General features: G+C 71.3%; 16 protein-coding genes and 1 pseudogene. 5 read left to right on the top strand and 12 right to left on the bottom strand.

The window, feature by feature from the left end:
* Positions 1-115 precede the first annotated feature (115 nt).
* The gene (locus ACLJWH_RS14220) at positions 116-2,203 is read left to right on the top strand and encodes a hypothetical protein (RefSeq protein ID WP_411142023.1); all 2,088 of its coding nucleotides are present in this window, start codon (positions 116-118) and stop codon (positions 2,201-2,203) included.
* Positions 2,204-2,369: 166 nt separating this feature from the next.
* On the top strand, positions 2,370-4,070 hold the full coding sequence (locus ACLJWH_RS14215) for a hypothetical protein (RefSeq protein ID WP_411142022.1): 1,701 nt from the start codon (positions 2,370-2,372) through the stop codon (positions 4,068-4,070).
* A 26-nt stretch (positions 4,071-4,096) separates the two neighbouring features.
* On the opposite strand, the gene ACLJWH_RS14210 is transcribed toward ACLJWH_RS14215, so the two are convergent.
* The 5 genes and pseudogenes from ACLJWH_RS14210 to ACLJWH_RS14190 all read right to left on the bottom strand — a co-directional run bounded on the left by ACLJWH_RS14210 (position 4,097) and on the right by ACLJWH_RS14190 (position 7,870).
* Complete coding sequence (locus ACLJWH_RS14210; RefSeq protein ID WP_411142021.1) at positions 4,097-4,693, bottom strand: hypothetical protein; 597 nt, start codon at positions 4,691-4,693, stop codon at positions 4,097-4,099.
* The gene (locus tag ACLJWH_RS14205) at positions 4,693-4,971 is read right to left on the bottom strand and encodes a hypothetical protein (protein ID WP_411142020.1); all 279 of its coding nucleotides are present in this window, start codon (positions 4,969-4,971) and stop codon (positions 4,693-4,695) included. Before ACLJWH_RS14205 ends, ACLJWH_RS14210 begins: the two co-directional genes overlap by 1 nt.
* A 77-nt stretch (positions 4,972-5,048) precedes the next feature.
* Entirely contained in the window at positions 5,049-6,260 is a 1,212-nt protein-coding gene (locus tag ACLJWH_RS14200; protein ID WP_411142019.1) for a hypothetical protein, read from the bottom strand.
* 437 nt (positions 6,261-6,697) lie between these two features.
* Positions 6,698-7,206, bottom strand: a pseudogene (locus ACLJWH_RS14195) (hypothetical protein).
* A 142-nt stretch (positions 7,207-7,348) separates the two neighbouring features.
* Complete coding sequence (locus ACLJWH_RS14190) at positions 7,349-7,870, bottom strand: CGNR zinc finger domain-containing protein (RefSeq protein ID WP_411142018.1); 522 nt, start codon at positions 7,868-7,870, stop codon at positions 7,349-7,351.
* A gap of 380 nt (positions 7,871-8,250) precedes the next feature.
* On the opposite strand from ACLJWH_RS14190, the gene ACLJWH_RS14185 reads away from it, so the two are divergent.
* Positions 8,251-9,558, top strand: a complete 1,308-nt coding sequence (locus ACLJWH_RS14185) for an MFS transporter (protein ID WP_411142017.1) — start codon at positions 8,251-8,253, stop codon at positions 9,556-9,558.
* 451 nt (positions 9,559-10,009) lie between these two features.
* Here ACLJWH_RS14185 and ACLJWH_RS14180 read toward each other — a convergent pair whose 3' ends face one another.
* The 5 genes from ACLJWH_RS14180 to ACLJWH_RS14160 form a co-directional block, all read right to left on the bottom strand.
* Positions 10,010-11,200 (bottom strand): sensor histidine kinase, encoded by a 1,191-nt coding sequence (locus ACLJWH_RS14180; RefSeq protein ID WP_411142016.1) that lies wholly within the window; start codon positions 11,198-11,200, stop codon positions 10,010-10,012.
* A gap of 605 nt (positions 11,201-11,805) precedes the next feature.
* Complete coding sequence (locus ACLJWH_RS14175; RefSeq protein WP_411142015.1) at positions 11,806-12,312, bottom strand: peptidase inhibitor family I36 protein; 507 nt, start codon at positions 12,310-12,312, stop codon at positions 11,806-11,808.
* A 311-nt stretch (positions 12,313-12,623) separates the two neighbouring features.
* Entirely contained in the window at positions 12,624-13,463 is an 840-nt protein-coding gene (locus ACLJWH_RS14170) for an aldo/keto reductase (protein WP_411142014.1), read from the bottom strand.
* Positions 13,464-13,794: 331 nt separating this feature from the next.
* Positions 13,795-15,621, bottom strand: a complete 1,827-nt coding sequence (locus ACLJWH_RS14165) for an AMP-dependent synthetase/ligase (RefSeq protein WP_411142013.1) — start codon at positions 15,619-15,621, stop codon at positions 13,795-13,797.
* 351 nt (positions 15,622-15,972) lie between these two features.
* Positions 15,973-16,836, bottom strand: coding sequence for a LysR substrate-binding domain-containing protein (locus ACLJWH_RS14160; protein ID WP_411142012.1), 864 nt, complete (start codon positions 16,834-16,836; stop codon positions 15,973-15,975).
* A 444-nt stretch (positions 16,837-17,280) separates the two neighbouring features.
* Between ACLJWH_RS14160 and ACLJWH_RS14155 the strand changes: the two genes are divergently transcribed.
* Positions 17,281-18,417, top strand: a complete 1,137-nt coding sequence (locus ACLJWH_RS14155; protein WP_411142011.1) for a bile acid:sodium symporter family protein — start codon at positions 17,281-17,283, stop codon at positions 18,415-18,417.
* 481 nt (positions 18,418-18,898) lie between these two features.
* On the opposite strand, the gene fdhD is transcribed toward ACLJWH_RS14155, so the two are convergent.
* Together fdhD and ACLJWH_RS14145 are read right to left on the bottom strand one after the other, a co-directional pair.
* Positions 18,899-19,753: a formate dehydrogenase accessory sulfurtransferase FdhD gene (gene fdhD, locus ACLJWH_RS14150; RefSeq protein ID WP_411142010.1), complete on the bottom strand. Its 855-nt coding sequence runs from the start codon at positions 19,751-19,753 to the stop codon at positions 18,899-18,901.
* A 495-nt stretch (positions 19,754-20,248) separates the two neighbouring features.
* Positions 20,249-21,661 carry an FAD-dependent monooxygenase gene (locus tag ACLJWH_RS14145; protein ID WP_411142009.1) on the bottom strand — a complete coding sequence of 471 codons (1,413 nt, stop codon included), beginning with the start codon at positions 21,659-21,661 and terminating at the stop codon, positions 20,249-20,251.
* A gap of 417 nt (positions 21,662-22,078) precedes the next feature.
* Here ACLJWH_RS14145 and ACLJWH_RS14140 point away from each other — a divergent pair, with 417 nt between their 5' ends.
* On the top strand, positions 22,079-22,762 hold the full coding sequence (locus ACLJWH_RS14140) for a GntR family transcriptional regulator (protein WP_411142008.1): 684 nt from the start codon (positions 22,079-22,081) through the stop codon (positions 22,760-22,762).
* The last annotated feature ends 50 nt before the right edge of the window (positions 22,763-22,812 follow it).

The following is a 22,812-nucleotide window of genomic DNA, read 5'->3' as shown; positions in this document are numbered from 1 at the left end:
GCACACGGACGGATGCGGGGACGCGTGGACGCAAGGACGCAGGGTTCCCCCGGACCCACGCGCTCAGGGCAGGCCGGGACACGCCGTTCCGGAGTGCGGGACGGAGGGAGACCGGGTGGACAGCGGTAGGACTGATGGCGCCGGTGAGACCGTCCGCAACGTCGTATCGGGCGACGCCGTGGTGAACGGTCCGGTGTTCCAGGCCGGACGGATCGACTCCATCACGTTCGGCACCCCCACACCACTGACGCCGCGTCAGGTTCCCGCGCCCAGAGTGGGTTTCGTGAACCGTACGGCGGAGTTCGCCGAGCTGTCCGCGGCGGCCGGTGCCCACCGGCAGGACAGCCCGCCCGCCACGATCGTGATCACCGGCCTGGGCGGCGTCGGCAAGACCGAACTCGTCGCCCAGTGGGTCTGGCGCGAACTGGCCGAGCGTTTCCCGGACGGACAGCTCTACGCGGACCTCGCCGAGGTGCGCCGGGACGGCGGCATCGACGTCGGTGGCGTCATCGGGACCTTCCTGCGGGCCCTGGGCGTCCACGAGAGCTTCATCCCCGCGGGACTCGCCGACCGGTCGGCCGTGTTCCGTTCGGCGACGGCCGGCCGCAGACTCCTCGTCGTCATCGACAACGCGCAGCACGCCTCGGAAGTGCGCCCGCTGCTGCCCAGCCACGGCCTGACCGTCGTCCTCAGCCGCACCCGGCTCGCCTCCCTGGTGGTGGACGGCGCGGTGCCGGTCGCGGTCGAACCACTCGATCGCGACGCGGGCGTACAGCTGGTACGGCGCTGGCGGGATGCCGGGGCGGACCAGGGCGCGGACGAGGGGGCGGCGGCCCGGCTGGTCGAGGTGTGCGGCGGACTGCCGCTGGCGCTGCGGGCGGCCGGCGAATGGCTCATCGAGCGGCCGCACCTGAGCCTGCAAGCCGTGGTCCGCGATCTGGCCGGCGGGCGGTTCCCGTCCGGCGACGGCCGCGCACCGGTGGCGGCGGTCTTCGACGCGGTCGCCGAGACCTTCGCCGAACACACCCGGACCCTCTACCGGATCCTGGGCTGCTTCCCCGGTACCACCTTCACCGCCGCCCTTGCGCGGGCGGCCGGCGCGGAGCGGTTCGACGACGCGCTGCGCGATCTGCTCACCGCGCATATGGCCGTCGGCTCCGGCGCGCCCGACCGGTTCCGGCTGCACGACGTGGTGGCCGCGCATGCCCGTGCCCGTACCCGCGGCGAGCCGGCGGAGGAAGTCCGCGCCCTGCGGCACCGGGTGACCGATTTCTATCTCGCCACGGCCGCCCGCGCCGACCGGCTCGTCTTCGGCCGGCGCTTCCGCCTCCAGGAAGCCGCCGGGGACGGCACGGCCCCCGAGGCGCAGACGCTGTTCACCACCCGCGCCGAGGCGCTGGAGTGGCTCGACGCCGAACGTGCCAACCTCCTGGCGGTGCTGCGCGCCGCCGCCGACGAGGGCCGGCACGACGCCGTATGGCGCCTGTGCGAATCCCTCTGGGCGCTCTACCACAGCCGTAAGCACTACGCCGACTGGATCGAATCCCACCGGCTCGGCATCGAGGCGGCGCGCTGGGAGGGCCGGATCGACGCCGAGGTCAGAATGCGCAACCAACTGGCCCGCGCCCACTACGAACTGGGCGAGTACGAGCGCGCCGACGCCGAGCTGGACCGGGCCGGGGAACTGCTGGGATCGGTCGGGGACGCGCGGCTGCCCGGCATCGTCTGGGAGACCCAGGGCCTGCTCTGCCTCGCCCGCAGCCGCCCCGACGACGCCATCCGGCTCTTCGAACGCGCACTGCGCGCCAACGAGGGCGACGCGCACGGCATCGTCGTGCAGAGCTACAACCTCGGCCAGGCGATCCTCGCCGCAGGCCGTCCGCAGCAGGCCCTGGACCTGCTGACCGGGGCGCTGATGAGGGCGGAAGCCGACAACGACGACGCGATGCGGCCGCGCATCGGCATCGTCCGGGCCCGGTGCCTCCAGACGCTGGGGCTGCTCGACGACGCGCTGGAGGCCGTCACCGACGCCGCGTTGCTGGCCGAGCGGCTCGGCCAGGTCGTCAAGCTCGACCAGGCCCTGGAGCTCGCGGTGGAGCTGGGCGACCGTATCCAGAACGCCCAGGTGCAGCGCGCGAGCCGGGCGAAGGTCCGCGAGCTGCGGGCGCACGCGGGAATCGCCGAACCGGCGTTACCGGCATAGGCGGCCGGGGCCCGTCGCTCTTGGGCCCCGGCCCGGCTCCCCTCCGGTCCCGCCGCCATCCACATCCGCTTGCCCCGCCCTCCCCGTCCTCCCCGTCCTCCTCATCTTCCTCATCCCCTCATTCCCCTCGTTGCCGTTTCCCGTTCCCGCCGTCCGGAGAGTGGTTGTGCCCCTGCTGCCCCGCCGCCACAAGAGGCGCCAGTGGTCGCGCTGGAACACCGTGGAAGAGGACGCCCAGGTCCTGGGGGTCGCCCGCACCCTCACCTCGGCGACCCGGCTGATGGACGTGATGCGGCTGCTGCGCCCGGAGGACGGCATCAGCGTGTCCTTCACCGTCAACCCCGGTTCGGTCTTCGCCGACGGGCTGGAGGACTACTTCACCGGGCTGGGCGCCAGCGTGCTCAGCTGGCGGGAGGCCCGGCGGCGGTCGTTCGATCTGGCCGTCGCCTGTGCGGTGCACCCTTCCATGCGGCGGCTGGACGCCCCGCTCGTCGTCATGCCGCACGGCGCCGGATACAACCGCCTGGTCACCGAGTCCACCGGTGACGCGGCCGCGCCCGCGGGGCTGTCCCGGCGCGAACTGACGCGGTGGGGACGGGTGCTGCCCGCCGCGATCGGTGTCTCGCACGAGGACCAGATCGCGCGGCTGGCCCGGACCTGTCCCCAGGCCGTCCCCGTGGCCCGCCTCATCGGTGACTACTGCTGGGACCGGATCGAGCAGAGTATGCCCCGGCGCGATCTCTACCGGGCGAAGCTGGGCGTCGGACACGGCCGCCGACTGGTCGTCATCAACAGCACCTGGAGTGCGCACTCGCTGCTCGGCCGGTGTCCCGACCTGCCGTTGAAGCTGGTCACGGCGCTGCCGGCGGACGAGTTCGCGGTCGCCCTCGTCCTGCACCCCAATGTGTGGGCACGGCACAGCCGGGACCGCGTCCACCTGCGACTGGCCCCGGCGATGGACGCCGGGCTGCTCGTCCTGCCGCCGGAGGAGGGCTGGCGCGCCGCCGTGATCGCCAGCGACTGGGTCGTGGGGGACCACGGCAGCACCACCTTCTACTCCGCCGCGCTGCACCGCGTCCTGCTGCTCGCGGCCACCGGCCTCGACGAACTGGATCCGGCCTCGCCCACCGCCGCCTTCAGCCGCGCGGCCCCCCGCCTCGACCCCGACGGCGATCTGCTCGAACAGCTCCTGACCGCCGCCGAGAAACACACTCCGGAGGACTTCCAGGACCCCGTGGACCGGCAGCTGGCCGCCCGGGGCGAAGCCGGCCGACGGCACCAGGAGGTCATGTATCCGTTCCTCGGACACCGGAACATCACCCTGCCCCGGAACCACCCCGGGCCGGACCCCGTCCCCGAGCCGTCCCCCGAGCGGCACCTGGGGCCCACCACCTTCGACGTGACGGGCACGGTACTGCCCGACGACTCCGTGGCGGTCCGGCGGTGGCCGGTCATCGCCCACCACCACGAAGAGGCCCGCGGCTTCTACGCGGTGTCGGACCAGGAGACGCACGAGATCTGGCGGGCCACCGCGGCGGTGCTGGCCCGCACCGTCATCGATGCCGAACTCGCCCCCGAGGACTGGCTGCGCCACCACATCCAGCACCCCAACTCCGGCCTCGACGTCGCCGTCACCGCCCTCGCCGACGACCGCTGCCTGCTCCTCCTGCGGCGCGGCGACATCCTCCTGGAGGCCCACGCCCCACGGCCGTTCGGCAGCCCCCGCCCCCGCCTGGACCCGCTCCTGCTGGGCGCCGCCGTCACCGTATGGCTGCACGCGGCCCGCACCGCCGAGGACCTCTCCCGGGGGCTGCTCATCCGTACGGGGACGCGGGCCACCCGGGTGGCTTTCACCGCGCAGCCATAGCCGTCCGCCGCGTCCCCGAGGGCCGCTCAGCCCCGCAGCGGATTGGCCGTGAGATCGACCGCGGACTTGCGCGGGTCGGTGGCGGCGTAGGTGTTGAACTGGGTGACACAGGCGAGGACGAGGAGGCGGCTGACGCGGGGGTCGTGCACCGTGACCGTGTAGCGCGCCCGGACCCCGGCGAGGCGGGCGAAGGCGAAGCCCGCCGATTCGGCCGACCGGAAGCGCAGGCGGTACGAGAAGAGCGCGTCCCCCCAGGAGTGACCGAGCACCATCCGCAGCGGGGAGCTGTGGCGCAGCCTGCTGCCGGAGCCCTCCGGCAGCCCGCACAGGACGCCCAGGTCGTGCTGGGTGAACATCCAGTCGTCCGGGCGCAGCGTACGTTCCCGGTGGCGTACGGTGCCCACCTCGACGCGCTCCGCCGTCATGGCCGCGAACTCGGTGACGTAGCCGGCGAGTTCATCGAGACCGGCGCCGGTATAGACGCGGAAGGGGTACCGCGTCTCGTACGCGCCGTCCTTGTGCATACGCGCCGCCGGCTCCCGCTGCCCCTCCGGGTGGAGGAGGAAGGTCGTATGGGAACGGCCGTACTCGGCGGTGACGGTGAAGGAGTCGAGCGACTGCATCACGACCTGCCGCCCGTCGCGCGGTGCCCCCGGTGCCGGCCGGCGGCGTCCTCGGTGCCCGCTCTGCTGAGCCGGGCGATGAGGTGCTTGATGTCGTCCACCTCCGAGCCGGCCTTGAGCTGTTCGTAGATCTCGTGCGTCAACTCCTCCTGGCGCGCGGTCTTGTTCCCCTCCAGTTCCTCTCCGAGCCGGTTGGCCGCCTCCGCGCGCTCTTCGGCAGCAGGATCCTCCGGCTGGACGTCGGGCCCGTCGGGGTGGGGCGAGTGGTACGAGGACATGTCGCGCTCCAAGACGTCGAAGAACCGGGGATCGGCGGATCGGGGGCGGTGAGTCGCAGGGGTGGTCGGGCCGGTGGTCAGGCGGAGGGGAGCATCCCGATACGCGCGGCGCCGAGCGTCGGGCGCCAGCCTCCGCCCTTCTCGAATGTGAAGCCGCGCTGCTCGACGTCGTTGATGAGGCTGCCCACGCTCGGCATGGGAGATTCGAGGGCCGCGGTCACCTTTTCGGCCTCACTGGCAATGGTCTGCACCGCCTTGACGATCCCCTCATAGATTTTCTCGATGGCGGTGATGACGGTGACGATTCTCCGTACGATTTTGTAGATTTTATAGAGCTTGTACGCGGAGTAGATGCCCGCGCCGATATCCGCCAGCGGATCCTCCGGACCGAGCCCGGCCGCTTCGATCGCCGCGTCTCCTGCCAGCATTTCCCCTGCCTGCTCGGCGAGTTGCTTGATCTCGTTGTTGATCAGGTTGTTGATCTCTCGCAGTGCGGACTGCACCAGCACGACGATGGCGTCGTAGCCGACCTGATACGCCTTGGCCGTCATCTTGGCAGCGTCCCCGACCCCGCCGATACCCATCGTCCACCGGAACAGATAGGAGTCGAAGGCGGTGGCGGTGTCTCCCTGCCATTCGCTCCCGAGCGCCCAGGACCCCTTGCGCAGCGTTCCGGCCACGGTGTAGGTGCCGTCACCCAGCGCGTCGTACGCGTCGTGCAGATAGCGCAGTCGGCCGTAATTGCCGACGATGGGCTTCACCAGCAGTTCGACCAGACTCTGCCCGGTGCAGAACATGAACACCTTGTCCGCGCCCCGGAGTTCACTGTTGCGCCCCAGCAGCAACAACTGGTGGTGGATGTTCTTCTCCGTGTCCGCGTCCGCGTCGGCCGGCTCCTTGAGGGTGACGTCCTCATCGGTGAAGTTCCCGGCACGGGAACTGCCGGGGATCGCCCCGATGTCCGGAAAGTGGGACAAGGCGCCGGGATAGATGGCGTGCAGATCCGTCATGGCCTGGTGATCGGCCTTGGCGTAGTCGGCGCTCGTACGGTGGATCTTGTCCTCGATCACGCCCATGCCCCGCCCGCACTGGTCGAGTTTCCCGGAGAAGAAGTGCGAGGTTTCCGGGACGACTTCACGCAGTAGCAGGAGCAGCCCGTCCAGCCCGTCGGTATGGGCGCATTGGGTGCTGCTCCACTGGGAGAGCTTGCTCAGGTGATCGCTCTGTTTCGCCGTGAGACCGGCATAAGCATGGAAATCGTCCTGCGGCGGTGCCTTGAAACCGGACACTGACCCTCCCCGTCAGGCATGCTCTCCGGCCCGCTCGCGGTCCCTGATGGCGGACACGAATCAGCTCATCGCCTGGTGCGGACACGGGCTCCTTCTCCCATGGGGGCGGGCCTCCCGGAGAGGTTAGGCGGTTAATGTCATGCCTGAATCAAATCGATCTCTCGGCTACACCTCGCCGGCCTCAATGTTTCCCCATCTCGCCATTTACCTCCCGTTTGCCTTGCCGTTCACCACCGGCCGCTTCTTGTTCGTTGTTTGTGGCGGAGAGGGAGACCGGTGAAGAAGAAAGGGGGCAATGAGGAGTATGCGGATAACGGGAATCCGGAGAACGCGTCATACCGCTCGGCGAGAGCGCGGCCCACCCAGGTGGGTTGTCAGGACCACGGACAAGCCGGGCGGCCGCGACAGATGATCCCGCTGCCGTTGCCCGGCTCCGCTCACGCCGTGAGTTCGTACGCCTCCTGCCGCTTGATCATGCGGCGGACGATCAGCAGCGGGATCGTGCCGAACACGCCGAACGACATATCGACCAATTGCCAGTAGAAGGGATTTCCCGGATCTGACCACAGGTCAGGGCCAGCGGAATGATCCCGGCGCACGCGATCACGCCGAATTCGATGACCCAGATATTGCGGACCGGATCCCGGAACGGGCCGTAGAACGCGACCGCGATGACCAGGTGCGCGAAGGCCGGCCAGTCGGTCCCGTACAGCACGAACGGATGCTTCGCATCGGTCGCCGCCAGGCCCTCGCGGGTCCGGCCGAGCCACTCCATCAGACCCGGCATCTGCTCCGGTACGGGCGAGCCGGCGGACCCCAACAGCTCTTCCAGCCACCGCACTTCGGTGACCAGCGGAAAAGCCGTCAGCCCGCTCAGTACGAGGCAGACGATGAAGACGGACAACCACCCGCGAATGCGGCGCCGAAGCGCTCTGGGTTCGTCCATGATCGGAGCGTGCGCCCGGCCGTCCGGCCTCGCGGCACCGGGCCCCGCCGGACGCGCCCGGAGCGGTACCACGTGCGTCGGCCCGGAACCGACCGGTCCGGGGCGACTCATCGCGCGGCCGGGTCGCGGTGCACGGCGCTGTTCACGGCGCGGCTCGCGCGCGGTGCCGGCGTACCGCGTCGCGGTTGGCACAGCGCTGGGTGCAGTAGCGCCGGCGCCCGGTGCGGGAGGTGTCGGCGAAGATCGTGGTGCACTCGGTCACGGCGCACCGCCCGAGCCGGTGCATGCCCCGCCCTGCCAGGTGCAGCGCGGTACCGACGGAGAACAGCGAGAACAGCAGGGAGCCGAGCGGCTGCCGGTCGTCGCGGTAGTGCAGATGCCAGCCGTTGTCGGCGTGGTCGGTCAGCCGGGGGTGGGCGGCGGCCGCCACCAGCATCCGGTTGACCAGCTCGGCGCGTTCCCGCCCGGTGGTGGCGTCGACGACCTTCTCCCACGCCTCCAGTGCGACCCGGGTGCGGTCCAGGTCCTGCGACGTGACGGGACGCTCCAGCACCAGTCCGGCGGCGCGGCAGCGGTTCGCGAGCTCCCCGGCGTCGGCCGGGCGCCGGTTGGCGAGGTCCGCGGCCAGGTTCACGGCATCCTCGCCGTAAGGGTTGAGGTGCATAAGCCCATTACATCAGTCTGGCCTGCATGAGACGCCACACCGAGGTACGGGAGGTGGCGGAGGTGGAACGAGGCACCGCACCCGGTCCTGGCGGCCGCCGAAACCACCTCGCCACCACGCCCCTCTCACGCCGACGTCCGGACCAACTTCCCACGCCCCGCGGGCGATGAAGTCGCCGCCGCCTTCCCCGTACGGGGCATGCGGCGCTTCGACGGACGGCGGAAGCACCGTCCGCTGCCGGCCCGACGGCCCGCTCCGCCACGACAACTGCCGCATGCCGCCTGCCCGCAACGCCGTTGAAGTCCCCGTCGCCCCCCAGCGCGTCTGGATACCCGCCACCCACACCCCGAGCGCCCGGAACCCACCACACGGAGCCCACCATGCCACGGCTGATTCCCGATGCCGGCCCCCAACGCATCTTCACCGTCGCGACGTTCGCCAACTCGATCGGCAGTGGCATCTTCCTGACGGCCGGAGTGCTCTACTTCACCGAAGCGGTTCATCTCCCGGCGGCTCAGGTGGGATTCGGCCTCGGCGTCGCCGGCCTCGTCGCCCTCGGCGCCGGCATCGCCGTCGGACACCTCGCCGACCGCTGGGGCCCGCGCGGCGTGTACGCGGCCACTCTGGTGGTCCGCGCACTGGCCACCGCCGGGTTCATCCTGGTGAACAGCTTCTGGCCGTTCGTCGTCGTGGTCACCCTGGCCGTCTCCGCCCAGGCCGCCGGGCTGGCCGCCCGTGGTCCCCTCGTCAAACGGCACGGCGGTGGGCGTCCCCAGGAGTTCCGGGCGTACCTGCGGTCCGTCAGCAACACCGGCATCTCCCTGGGTGCGGTGCTCGCGGGCTGGGCCGTCCAGACCGACACCCGCACCGCCTATCAGCTCCTGTTCACCGGCAACGCCGTCTCCTTCACGGCCGCCGCCGCGCTCCTCTCGCTCCTCGCCCCGGTCCGTCCCCGGCCGGCCGACGACGGCCCCCGGTGGATCGCCCTCCGGGACCGCCCCTACCTCGCGCTCACCGCCCTGGACGGCATCATGGCCATCCAGTTCAAGGTCCTCACCGTCGCCATCCCGCTCTGGCTCGTGGCCTCCACCACCGCACCACGCTGGCTCATCTCCGCCACCATGCTCACCAACACGGCCATCGTCATCGCCTTCCAGGTACGAGCCAGCCGCAACATCGGCACCCCCACCACCGGAGGCCACGCCTACCGCCGCGCCGGCGTCGCCTTCCTGGCCTCCTGCGCCCTCATCTCCCTCTCCGCGGGAACCCCCACCTGGGCGGCCGGCGCCCTGCTCATGGCCGCCGTCGTCATCCACACCATCGGCGAACTCTGGCACGCCGCCGGCGGGTTCGAGATCTCCTTCGCCCTCGCCCCCGACCACGCCACCGGTCAGTACCTCGGCGTCTTCGGCATGGGCGCCGGCCTCGCCGAAGCCCTCGGACCCGCCCTCCTCATCGCCCTGTGCATCACCTGGGGCCGACCCGGCTGGTACGTCCTCGGCGCGCTCTTCACCCTCACCGGCCTCGCGGTACCGACGGCGGTCCGGTGGGCGGTGCGCGGGAAACCCGAGCGGCGGATCCCCCGGCGGGAGGCAACGGAAGCCGCCGGTCGCCGGCCGGAACAGACGGCCAACGGCAGCGGCGCAGCATCCGGACCCCGGCCAAGTCGTCCTCGGGGGCTTGCCTGACCGGTACGGCCTTCCTGATCCGTACGGCCTCATCGGGCCGTCCTCGTCGAGGGCCGTGATCCCCAACGCCTAGGCGGCTCACGCCCGTTGGTCGACGTGGGCGCCGCGGACGCGGGCGTCCGGACTCATCGCGGCTGACTTCGGGCGCGTACGACGGTACGCGTGCGCACGAACGCCCGCTCAGCCGGCTGCTGGTCGTCGGCGGCCCGCGTCCGCCGGCCGCCCCTCACCTCCGGTGCGATGTCTGCGAACAGGCCCGGCGAAAGTCCGCTCACCCGCAGCGCTCCGCCCTCTTGCCACTCACTGAACGACGACAGCTCCCTCCGTTGCCGTCAGGGCGACAGGGCGCGTTCCCTTGCTGCGGAGATCCACGCGGCGTGCTCGACAGCGCGACGGCGCCCCGGCGGTCAGCCGCTGCCGCGACCGCCCGGATCACGGAGGGAGGGTCACCTCAGGAACACGCCCGTGTCTCAGGAAGCTCGAACACGGCCGCGGCGCCGCCGTCCGGCGGGTTGTGGAACCGCAACCGTGCGCCGAGTACCGCTGCCTGTCCCACCGCGATGGTCAGGCCGAGTCCGTGTCCGGTGCCGCGGTCGGGGGCGCCCGTGCGGAACCGGCGCGGCCCGTGGTCCAGCAACTCCCGGGGAAAACCCGGACCGTGATCCCGTACGGCGATCGACGAGCCGCGCAGGGTGACCTCGATCGGCGATGCGCCGTGCCGGGCCGCGTTGTGCAGCAGGATCTCCAGGACCCGCGCCACCCGGCCCGCGTCCGTCTCCAGGATCCGGCCCTCGCCGACCACCGACACGGACGCGGCCGCCGCCTCACCCGCGCCGGACTCCCGTGCGACGCGGCTCACGATGCCCTGTACCAGGGACGCCAGGTCCACTGGCTCCCACCGCGCCTGTTCCTGGCCCGCGTCGAGCCGGGAGATTTCCAGCAGTGCCTCGACCAGTGAGCGCATCGCCTGCGCCCGGTCACGCACCATCTCGACCGCGCGTGGATGCGGCAGCAGCTCGGCGGCCGCCACCAGACCCGTCACCGGGGTGCGCAGTTCGTGGGCCATACCGGCGGTCAGCTCGTGGTCCGCCGCGGCACGGGTGGTGAGCGGGGTGGCCGAGTGGCGCACCGGCGGTGTGCCGGCCGCGGTCCGGCGTGCCGGGACCGCACCGAGCCGCAGCCGCCGGGACAGACCGTACGCCGTGAACCAGCCCGCCACCGCCAGCAGCGCGGCCGTCATCGCGCCCGCCGGCACCAGGGTCCGGTCGAGGGCGGACCGCAAGGGATCGCTCTGCGGCGAGTAGGACGCCGCCAGGGACAGCACCTTGTCGTCGACCCGGGCCGCCGCCCACACCTGCGGGGCACTCCCGCCGCTGACGTAGGTGGCGGTGCGCCCCTTCCGGGCGGCGTCGGCCAGGGGTTCGGGCAGCGCGGAATCGTCCAGCCGCGCGCCGTGGGCGAGGGTGCCGTCCCGCCGGTACGTCTGGAGCGCCGAGGTGAGCAGGCCGTTCTGCTGGTCACGGGCGTGGGCCTGCTGAGCACGCACGACGCCGGACGTCGAGTGCACGGCGCAGCCGAAGACGACGACGGCGAGTGCCGCGACGAGGGAGATCGCCGGCGCGATCCGACCGCGCATGCCCATCAGGCGGCCACCCGGGGTCGCACGCCCTCGCTCAGGCCGTACCGGCTGACCGGCTCGGGACACCGTGCCCGCGGGCCGACGGGTGTGCGCCGCCCGGCATACGGCGCGGGCGCAGGGTTCGTCGCGCGATCGGCCATCGGCCTCCCGACCTCCAACTCACGGGGCGGCCCCGGCGGGCGCCTGTGTCTGTGTCGGGGGAGAAGACGGCGAATTCACGCCCCGCGTTCCCCCTCGGACCACACCCACATCCGTGCACACGCCTGTAGCCGCACACCCCGTGCGTCCGCGGGCCGGGCGGGACCGGCCGTCCCGGCGGGCCGGTTTCTGTGCGGACAGCAGTTGCCGGGAAACCTTCGCGGGGTTTTGCGCGGCTGCCAGGGTCGGCCGGACCGGCCGGAATTCGCATTCCTCTGAATTCCACCGGCCGCGACCGATGGAACTGCGCCCCGGCGAATTTCTGCGCCGTGCACTTTTCTGTTCCTGCACGTGACCGTACCGGCCACGACAGGCGTGGCCGGCACGGGCCGGTGGAAATCACCGGGTACGCCTGGTGGAAAGGCCATCGCGGGTGGCGGCACGCGGTGACCTTTCAGTGGCGCGGTTTCTCAGCGGCCGTCGTCGCCCCAACCGTTGTCGCCTCGGCCGTCGTCACCCCAGCCGCCATGGCCTCGGCCGTCATCGCCCCAGCCGCCATCGCCTCGGCCGTCGTCACCCCAGTCGCCGTCCCCCCAGCCGCCGTCGTCCCGGCCGTCGTCCCCCCGGCAGTGCCCCGGCCGGGCGGAGTGGGCGCGGAAGCCGAAGTCGTACACGCGCTCACCGCGCTGCACTTCACGCTGGTGACGACCGTGGAAGTCCGATTCGTCGTAGAAGCACCAGGTTTCATTGGTGTGGTTCTGCGCGCTCCGGGCACCCGGGTCGATACGACGGGCCTCATTGAAAAGGACCCTCAGCTCGCCCCGGCCGCTCGGCTCGGTCCAGGTGCAGACCGCGTAGGCCCGAGGACAACGCTGCTGTTGCGCGGCCTGTGCGGTGGCCGTGGGCAGGATCGCGGTGCCCGCAGCCGCGGCGAAGACCGCGGAAAGCGTGAGTGCCTTTTTCACGAACTGCTTCATCTGGTGTTTCCCTCCCTGTATGCGGGTCGCATGGCCCGCATCCACAGAATTCCCGAGCGAGAAACGCGACAAACAAAAGAGGTAATACAAATACGAGCGGACGATAATATTAAGTTAATGAATTGAATTGCCGGTTGGCGGGGTGCGGAGTGGAATGGGGGAGGGGAATGGTGATGCGGACTTCGAACGCCCGGTGGGTGGCTGCCGGCAGGACGCTCGGGCCCTTTCCGCCGGGTCGAACAGGGCGGCGCCGCCGCCCGGTTGAACCGAGCGGCGGCGCCGTAGGACTGCCTCAGATCCGGCGGGCGGCCTCAGATGTCGAACGTGTCGGGGTCCGGGCCCAGCCGCGTCCCCTTGTCGAGAGCCGCGATCGCCGACAGGTCGGCGTCGTCCAGCTGGAAACCGAACACGTCGAAGTTCTCGGCGATACGCGACGGCGTCACCGACTTCGGGATCACCACGTTGCCGAGCTGAAGATGCCAGCGCAGGACGATCTGCGCGGGAGTCTTGCCATGCTTCTCGGCGAGCCGCGCGAGGACCGGGTCCGTCAGCAGACCCTTGCCCTGGCCGAGCGGGGACCATGCCTCGGTGGCTATGCCGTGCTTCGCATGGATGGCGCGCAGCTCGGGCTGCTGGAAGTGCGGGTGCAGCTCGATCTGGTTGACCGCCGGGACAACGGACGTCTCGTCCAGCAGCCGGGTCAGATGCGCGGGCTGGAAGTTCGAGACGCCGATCGCCTTCGCGCGGCCGCTCTCGTTGATTTCCTCGAAGGCGCGCCAGATCGTCAGGTAGTCGTCGCGCATGGCACGGGGCCAGTGGATCAGGTAGAGATCCACATGGTCCAGGCCGAGCTTGGCCAGCGAGGTGTCGAACTCGCGGAGGACGCTGTCACGCGTCCACGTTTCCGAGGCACCGTTCCACAGCTTCGTCGTGATGAAGAGGTCGTCACGGGCGATGCCGGAGGCGGCGAGGGCCTTGCCGGTGCCCTCTTCGTTGCCGTAGATCGCCGCGGTGTCGATGCTGCGGTACCCGGCATCCAGGGCGTGACCGACCGCGGTGGCCGCCTCGTCGTCCGGAACCTGCCAGACGCCGAAGCCGAGCTGCGGCATCGCGGTGCCGTTGTTGAGCGTGATGGAGGGGACCTTGCTCACGGGGGATTCGATCCTTACGTCGACTTTCTCGTTCTGAGATGTCAACGATCATCCGCCGTTCCGCATTCCCGGCAGATTGCCGCGATGCGGTGTGCGGGGTGGTGGACGGGCGGCGGCGGGGCGGGACGGGGACCGCCGCCCCGGGGGTGAGCGCCACCCGTCGTGGACCGCGCCGAAGGCCCAGGGCCGGACGAAGCCGCCGACCGTGATCGGGCCGGCACCTTCGGCGATCAGGGCGGTGCGGCCGGGCCCCCTCCGCAACGGGAAGGCCGGCGGTCCGGCGGCCGGGTCGGGGGTGCGTCACCGGAGCGGCGACGGCACGGCCCGCGTGTCACGTCTCGTAGAGCGCGCCCACCTCGGCCGCGTACGCCGCCTCGATCGCCCGGCGCCGGAGCTTCAGGGAGGGGGTCAGCAGGCCGCTCTCCTCGCTGAACTGGTGGGCCAGTATCCGGAACGTACGGATCGACTCGGCCTGGGAGACCAGCGTGTTGGCGGCTATGACGGCGCGCCGGATCTCGGTCTCCAGGTCCGGGTCGCGGACCAGGTCCGACGGCGGCAGCTCCGGTTTGCCGCGCACCGTCAGCCAGTGCGTGACCGCCTCCGGGTCCAGCGTCACCAGTGCGGCGATGAACGGCCGGTCGTTGCCGACGACGATGCACTGCGCGACCAGCGGATGGGCCCGTACCCGCTCTTCGAGCACCACCGGGGAGACCGTCTTGCCGCCCGAGGTGATCAGCACCTCCTTCTTGCGGCCGGTGATCGTCAGATAGCCGTCCTCGTCCAGCGAGCCCAGATCACCGGTGGCGAACCAGCCCTCGCTCAGCACCGCGCCGGTCGACCTCGCGTCGTTGTGGTAGCCCCGGAAGATCTGCGCGCCGTGCAGCCAGATCTCGCTGTCGTCCGCGATGTACACGGTGGTGCCGGGGACGGGCGTGCCGACGGTGCCGAAGCGGGTCCGCTCGGGCGGGTTGGCGGTGGCGGCCGCCGTGCTCTCCGTCAGGCCGTAACCCTCGTAGATGGTCACCCCCGCACCGGCGAAGAACAGGCCGAGCCGGCGCCCCATCGCCGAGCCGCCCGACATCGCGTGCCGGACGCGGCCGCCCATCGCCTCGCGGATCTTGCTGTAGACGAGCTTGTCGAAGAGCTGGTGCTGCATCCGCAGCGCGGCGCCGGGCCCGGCAGCGGTGCCGAACGCCTTGTGCTCCAGCGCCTCCGCGTAGCGCACCGCGACATCGACGGCCTTGTCGAACGCCGCCTCCTTGCCGTCCGTCTCCGCCTGCCGCCGGGCCACGGCGAAGACCTTCTCGAAGACGTACGGCACCGCGAGGATGAAGCTGGGACGGAAGGACCGCAGGTCGGGCAGGAGTGCACGGGCGGCCAGTTCGGGCTGGTGGGCCAGCTTGACCCGGCCGCGTACGGCCGCGACCTGGACCATCCGCCCGAAGACGTGCGCGAGGGGGAGGAAGAGGAGGGTGGACGCCTCATCGCCCGGCCTGGAGTGGAAGACCGTCTCGTAGCGCAGTACGACGTTGTCGGCCTCGGCCATGAAATTGGCGTGGGTGATGTCGCAGCCCTTGGGGCGGCCGGTGGTGCCGGAGGTGTAGACGATCGTCGCGGTGGCGTCCGGGGTGACGGCCATACGGTGCCGGTGCACCACCTCGTCGCCGAGATGCGCACCGGCCGCGGTCAGTTCGGCCACCGGGTCGCGGTCCAGCTGCCACAGCGTGCGGAGCTGTGGAAGCCGGTCGATGACCGAGCCGACGGTCATGGCGTGGTCCTCGTGCTCGACCAGACAGGCCGAGACGCCCGCGCTGTGCAGCGTCCAGAAGACCTGCTCGGCGGAGGACGTCGGATACAGCGGTACGGACTGGGCGCCGACGGACCACAGCGCGAAGTCGAACAGCGTCCACTCGTAGCGGGTCCGCGACATGATGCCGACACGGTCGCCGAACCGGATGCCCTGCGCGAGCAGGCCCTTGGCGAGCCCGATCACCTCGTCCCGGAACTGCGCGGCGCTGACGTCCGCCCAGTGCCCGTCCGCGTCCTTACGTGCGAGGGCTACCCGGTCGGGGTCGGTGGCGGCGTGTTCGAAGACCACGTCCGCCAGCCCGCCGACCGGGGGCGCGGTCGTCAATGGCGGGACGGTGAACTCGCGCAATGGCCCAGCTCCTTGTGGTGCTCCTCACCGGGGCCGCGACCGTACCCCAACGTGACGCCGTACGGGAGTGCCCTACTACGGTCCGAAACCGGTGCCCGGCTCCTGGCCGACCGGCTAAATCGGGTTACTTCGGAGAAGCGTGGACATGATCCGACCACTTGAGCGCCGAACGATCACGACGCCGGGACCGTATCTGCACCAAATCTCTGCACCAGATCTCTGCGCCGAATCTCGGCGTCGGCGCTGCGCGTCGGCTCGGTGGCTCGGCGCATCAGGTCTGTGCGACGGGCCTGTGCGCCGCGTCGCCGCACCGGATCGCCGGCCCCCTGTATCGGGGCCGGCGCAGGCGCGTTACGGCAGCTGCAATCGGTCGCCGCCCGCCAGTATCGCGTCGGCCAGTGCCTCGGCCGGGCCCCTGGCCGGTCCGTCGCGCTGCCCGTACAGCAGGACGAAGTCCACCCCGCCCAGCTCCGGCAGCCCCGCCCGCGACGGGATCCGCACCAGACCGGGCGGGACCATGCCCAGGGTGTGCGCCATGACACCCAGGCCCGCCCGGGTCGCGGCGATCAGTCCGTTCAAGCTGCCGCTGGTGCAGACGATCCGCCATTCGCGGCCCTGCCGCTCCAGGGCCTCCAGGGCGCGGGCCCGGGTCACCGCGGGCGCCGGGAAGACGACGAGCGGGACCGGCCGCTGCGGGTCGAGCCGCAGCCGGTCGGTGCTCACCCAGACCAGCCGGTCCCGCCACACCAGCCGCCCGCGCGCCTCGTCCGTGCGCCGTTTGGCCAGTACGAGATCGAGCCGGCCGGCCGCGAGCAGCTTGTGCAGCGTCCCCGACAACTCGACCGTCAGCTCCAGATCGACCTCGGGGTGCTCACGCCGGAACCCCTCCAGCACCTCCGGCATCCGGGTCAGCACGAAGTCCTCCGAGGCCCCGAACCGCAGCCGGCCGCGCAGCCGGGTGCCCGTGAAGAAGCTCGCCGCCCGCTCGTTCGCCTCCAGGATCGTGTGCGCGAAACCGAGCATCGCCTCGCCGTCCTCGGTCAGCTCCACCGCGTGCGTGTCCCGGGCGAAGAGGCGGCGGCCGGCGGCCTCCTCCAGTTTCCGTACGTGCTGGCTCACGGTCGACTGCCGCAGCCCGAGGCGGTACGCGGCCTGTGTGAAGCTCAGGGTCTGCGCCACGGTGAGAAAGGTGCGCAGCTGCACGGGTTCGAACACGGGGCCAGCCTAAGGGCTGGGGAACGGGGCCGGCCGGGTGTGTACCGGCCCGTCCCGCCCCGCGCGATTCCGGCCCGGCGATCTGCGCTGAACCGTGCCCGCGTTCTTGTCGTGATCTCCGTGCGATGCCGGCCCGTGATCTCGGCCCGTGCTCTCTGCGGCGGACCTTGTCGCGATGTCTGCTGCGGCCGTGGGCTGCGGCCTCGGTGACGCCGGCCGTGACTTCTGTGACGCCGACCGTGAACCGTGTGATGCCTGCTGTGATCCGGCCTTGAGGCGTCTATCGCGATTCGTGATGGCAGTCAGCATGGTCAGATGGGTTCCCGATTTCCGTGCGGGACGGCAGTCTGGAGAGGGCACCGTCCACGTTCCGGAGCGGGCACGGTCCTTGCCGCCGCCCGCGAGCTGCCGGACGACCTGAGCCGAACGACCCGAAGAGAGACCATGCGCCGCCCTTTGATCCCCCTGCCCTCCTGGCTCCCCGTGGACGGCTACGTCCTGGCGCTGGTAGGCACCGTCGGACTCGCCGCCCTGCTGCCCGCCCGCGGACCCGCCGCCACCGTCGCGGACGGCGCCTCCACCGGGGCCGTCGCGCTGCTCTTCTTCCTCTACGGTGCCCGGCTCTCCACCCGTGAGGCGATGGACGGACTGCGCCACTGGCGTCTCCATCTCACCGTGCTGGCCTGCACATTCGTGCTCTTCCCGCTGCTCGGCCTGGCTGCCCGCGGGCTGGTCCCCTACGTCCTGCCGCCCGCCCTCTACACCGGGCTGCTGTTCCTCTGCCTGGTGCCGTCCACCGTTCAGTCCTCCATCGCCTTCACCTCCATCGCCCGTGGCAATGTCGCGGCGGCGATCTGCGCGGGCTCGTTCTCCAGCATCGTCGGCATCGTCGTCACCCCGCTGCTGGCGGCCCTGGTCCTGGACGGCGACGGCGGTGGTTTCTCGTCCGATTCGCTGGTCTCGATCGTGTGCCAGCTCCTGCTGCCGTTCCTGGCCGGGCAGCTGCTGCGGCGCTGGATCGGCGGCTTCCTCATCCGCCGCAAGAAGGTCCTCGGCTATGTGGACCGCGGCTCGGTGCTGTTCGTCGTCTACAGCGCGTTCAGTGCCGGCATGGTCCAGGGCATCTGGCACCAGATCTCGCCGCTGCGCCTGCTGTGCCTGGTGGGGGTGGAGGCCGTACTGCTGACGGTGATGCTGACCTTTACCTCGTACGGTTCGAAGAAGCTCGGCTTCAACCGCGGGGACCGGATCGCGATCACCTTCGCCGGTTCGAAGAAGAGCCTGGCGGCCGGACTCCCGATGGCCAGCGTGCTGTTCGGCGCGCAGGCCGGTCTCGCGGTGCTGCCGCTGATGGTGTTCCACCAGATGCAGCTGATGGTCTGCGCGGTGCTGTCGAAGCGGTATGCGGCACAGGCGGACGCGGACACGGGCGCAGATACGGGCGCGGGTTCGGATTCAGATGCATCAGATGGGGATGCGGAGGTGCGGATGAAGGTGGAGGCCGGAGGTAGCGGTGGGGCCGTGGGCGGTGAGGAGGCTCGTTCCGCGGACGTGGTGGCGGTGAGCGGTCCGCGAGGGTAGTGCTGGGGATGTGGTGTACGTGCTGTTGAGCGGCCGTCAGCCGGCGCTGTCGCCGACGGCAGCCAGTTGTCGGGCCGGTTGCCGGTTGCCGGTTGCTGGTCGCCAACCGCCGGGTGTCGGCCGTCGGTCCTCCCCACGGCCGTGCCGCGCCCGGTCCAGCGGCAGTCGTAGGAGCGGAGGGTCGGGCGGTGCGGCGTCGGTGGTGCGGACGTTGGCGGTTCGGGCCTGGTCGGTTCGGTGTCGGTCAGTGTGCGCCGGTGGGCACGTACCTCGTTCACGGCGCCGGTTGACCGGGCGCGGCCGTCGGGCCGCCGGGCACGGTGTATGCCGGGTGTGGTGTGCGGTGGGGGCGTTCCACGCGCTGGATGTACGGGCGCCCAGTCGGACCGGACCGGACCGGACCGGACCGGTCGGCGCAGGGGACGCATCTCACCGGCCGGTCCGCCGCCCGTGAGGCGGGCGGCCTCAGCTCGTGGCGGCCTCAGCTTGTGGTGACCGCGGCGTGCAGGGCGAGGCGGTGGTCACCCGCGTACACGTTCATGGAGGTGCCGCGGAGGAAGCCGACCAGGGTCAGACCGGCCTCGGTGGCCAGGTCGACGGCGAGCGCGGAGGGCGCGGAGACCGCGGCGAGGACGGGGATGCCCGCCATCACGGCCTTCTGCGCCAGCTCGAAGGAGGCCCGGCCGGAGACCATCAGGACACAGGAGGACAGCGGCAGCAGACCCTGTTGCAGCGCCCGTCCGACGATCTTGTCCACCGCGTTGTGCCGGCCCACGTCCTCCCGGAGGTCGAGCAGTTCACCGTCGGTGGTGAACAGCCCGGCGGCGTGCAGGCCCCCGGTCCGGTCGAAGACGCGCTGGGCGGCCCGGAGCCGGTCGGGGAGGACGGCCAGCGTCTCCGGTTCGATGGGGGGCACGGCAGCGGCGACGGTGTCCAGGCTCCAGCGGGCGGTGGTGCGCACCGCGTCCAGGCTGGCCTTGCCGCACAGTCCGCAGGAGGAGGTCGTGTAGACGTTGCGTTCCAGGGTGATGTCGGGCACCGGGACACCGGGCGCGAGCCGGACGTCGACGACGTTGTAGGTGTTCGACCCGTCCTCGGTGGCGCCCGCGCAGTAGACGATGTTCGCCAGCTCGTCGGCGCTCCCCAGCACGCCCTCACTGACGAGGAAGCCCGCGGCCAGCGCGAAATCGTCGCCGGGCGTACGCATCGTGATCGCCAGCGGCTTGCCGCCGAGGCGTATCTCCAGCGGCTCCTCGGCGACGAGGGTGTCCGGGCGTGTGCTCACGACACCGTCGCGGATGCGGATGACGCGGCGTCGCTCGGTGACCCGTCCCATGTCTGATCAGTCCCGTCCTCACCGGCTGTGCTCAGTCCCGGTTTGTGTGTGGTGGAGGTGATGTAGGTGATGTACATGATCTAAGCGGTGGATGCGATGCATCTGAGGTGATACGTCGGTTGTGATACGTCGGTCGTGGTGCGTCGGTCGTGTGGTGTGGGCGACTGAAACGGCCCTGGCCTCGGGGTTCGGTGAGTGGGCGGGGAGAGCAGTGTGCGGGGTCGGCGCCCGGGGGTGCGGGTTGCCGGCTGTCGGTTGGCGGTTGCCGTACGGCGACGATCGTCGTTACGGCGAGGTGGCCTTGCCCGTCTGACCGTTCCTTGCCCGTCTGACCGTTTCATTCTCCTGCCATATGGGGTGAAGTCGCAGCCGACGTCTCGTAGGGCCCCACCGAATATTGTCTACGGTATTCCATTGGTCAAGGTCAAGGGTGGTCCGGGTTGGCGCCCGAGGCCGGGCCCGCCTCGACCATGGAGGTCACCGAGCCCGCGCTTTTCAGCCCTTGAGTTCGCGACCGCCGAACGTGCCCGAGTCGACGGCCGTGGCCCACACCGCCTCCAGCCCGGCCTGGTCCAGCGTCCGCCAGTCGGGGGCGTCCTGAACGAGGGCCCGCCCGAGCCGCCGCCCCAGCTCGACCATCGCCCGGCCGGTCGCCCCGCGTTCGGTGCCGTACGCGTCCAGTGCGCCGGGTCGTTCCGGTACGGCGCGCAGCGCGGACTCCAGGGCGGCGGCGTCCTGGAGTGCCTTGACCGCGCCGGCGCCGGTGTGCGGACGGGCCACGGTGGCCGCGTCGCCCGCGAGCAACAGCCGCCCGGCCGTGTAACGCGGCGCCGTGAAGTCGTACATCGGCTGAATGAAGACCTCCTCCGGTGGGGTGAGGAGGAGCAATTTGCCCCAATAGGGCGGAAGCTGCTCTTCGGCGAGCTGCGTCAGGTGGGCCTGCAATGCGTCGGTGAGGGTGCCGGGCGGCAGGCTGGTGGGTGCGTCCAGCCGTGGCGCGAGCCCCGGGGGCGGGGTGCTGTAGAGGGCCCAGTTGACGCGGTGGCCGCCACGGCCGTCCGGGATGCGGTAGATGATGGCGTGGCCGCCGGGGAAGACGCCGTAGGTACAGTCCTCCTCCGCCCAGGGAACCGGTGGCAGACCGGCGAGATCGAGGGCCGCCAGCCGGTCGGCGGGGATGGCGCCGCGCCAGGCCAGATAGCCGGCGTAACCGGGCCGTACGCCGGGGAACGCGGCGCGACGGACCACCGAGCGGTAGCCGTCGGCACCGATGACCAGGTCGAAGCGCTCGCAATGGCCGGTGCCCGTCCCGGCTCCGGCTCCTGGCCCGGCCCCCGTCGTCCCTGTGCCCGGGGTGGCCCCCGTCCCGGCACCCGTGCCCGTGGTTTTTCCTCCTCCCGGGCCGGGGTGCGCGCGGGTGTCGCCGCCGAGTCGCAGGACGGCGCCGTCCGCGGCGTCGGTGACCTCGTGGACCGCCACCCTCGGGCGGAAGTCGACCGAGGCGGGAAGCCGGTCCCGCAGTTCGCGCCAGAGCGGCCCCCAGCAGTACGAGCGGAACGGAAAGGGCAGGACGCCGATCTGGCGCCCCAGGGGTGCCGTGCCGTCGCGGACGTACCAGCGGCGGGTGGTCAGCTGCACCCAGGGCGTCGCGGCGTCCAGATAGCCGGCGGCCGCCAGCTCGGCGTACCGGGCGTTGTGCACGGCGAGGCCGACGCCGCGGTCCGCGAGGCGGTCGGCGGCCCGCTCGAAGACGGTGATCCGGCCCGCGCCGGCACGATGCGCGGCGAGTGCCGCGGCGCACCCGGCGACGCTGCCGCCCACGACGGCGACCTCGGCGCCCGCGATGGTGGTACCTGCGCCCGCGGTGGTGATGCCGGCGCCTTCGGCCGGAATGCTGCCCGTACGCATACGGTCCGTCCCTTGGCCCGTTCCGGCGGTGCCGGGGTTCCGGCATCTGGGGGTCCGGCGGCCTGATGGGGCAGATTCTCACAGGAGTTGACGCTGCCGCGGTTCGGCCGTGGCGTATTCGTGAGGTGGATCGCCGGGCGTGATGGTGGGCGTCACCGGCCACGCTGCGCGGTACGAAGGCGGACGGTAGACTGTAGACGATAACCAATCATCGTGACCGTGTGACCAGCCGTCGTCCTGTCCGTGCCGCGCCCGCAGCGCCTGTGCTTCCCTGTCTCCAGGGCTCGTGGGCCTCCGAAAGCTCCACCTGTCCGTACCGACCCATATCCGTACAGACCCATAGGCGCATGCGTCCACGTGCCCCTGCATGTGTCCGTCCACGCGCCCGTCCACGTGTCCACAACAGAGGGGACTTCGATGCTTTCCACCGGGCTACCGCAGGGCGCCGTGCCGAAGCTCGAACGGCCCGGTCCGCTGCGCGAGCGCGTCTACGAAGCGCTGCTCGAACTGATCACCACCCGTGCGCTGCGGCCCGGCCAGCACCTGGTCGAGAGCGAGCTCGCGGGCCATCTCGGGGTCTCCCGGCAGCCGGTCCGCGAGGCGCTCCAGCGGCTCAACACCGACGGCTGGGTCGATCTGCGCCCGGCGCAGGGCGCCTTTGTGCACGAGCCCACGGAGGAGGAGGCGGACCAGCTGCTGACGGTCCGTACGCTGCTGGAGGCCGAAGCGGCCCGGCTCGCCGCGGCGAACGCCGGCTCGGCCGGGATCGCGGAGCTGGAGCGGCTGTGCGACGAGGGCGAGCGGGCTGTGCGGGACGACGAGGTGGACGCCGTGGTGGCGACCAACGCCGCATTCCACGCCAAGGTGATGGAACTGGCCGGTAACGCGGTGCTCGCGGAACTGGCGGCGCAGGTCGGACGGCGGGTGCGCTGGTACTACACACCGGTGGCCCGGCAGCGCGGCAAACAGTCGTGGCTCGAACACCGCGAGCTGATCTCGGCGATCGCCGACCGCGACGAGGCGCGCGCCACCTCCGTCATGCGGGCCCACACCGAGCACACCCGCCGCACGTATCACGAGCGTGCGGGCGCGGACGCCTGACGCTCTCGCCGCCGGCCGTACCCGGCCGTACGGCGAGGTACGGGCGGCGT

This window comes from Streptomyces sp. x-80 (assembly GCF_046549095.1).
Lineage (GTDB): Bacteria > Actinomycetota > Actinomycetes > Streptomycetales > Streptomycetaceae > Streptomyces > Streptomyces celluloflavus.
This window is presented reverse-complemented; position numbering and strand designations above follow the sequence as displayed.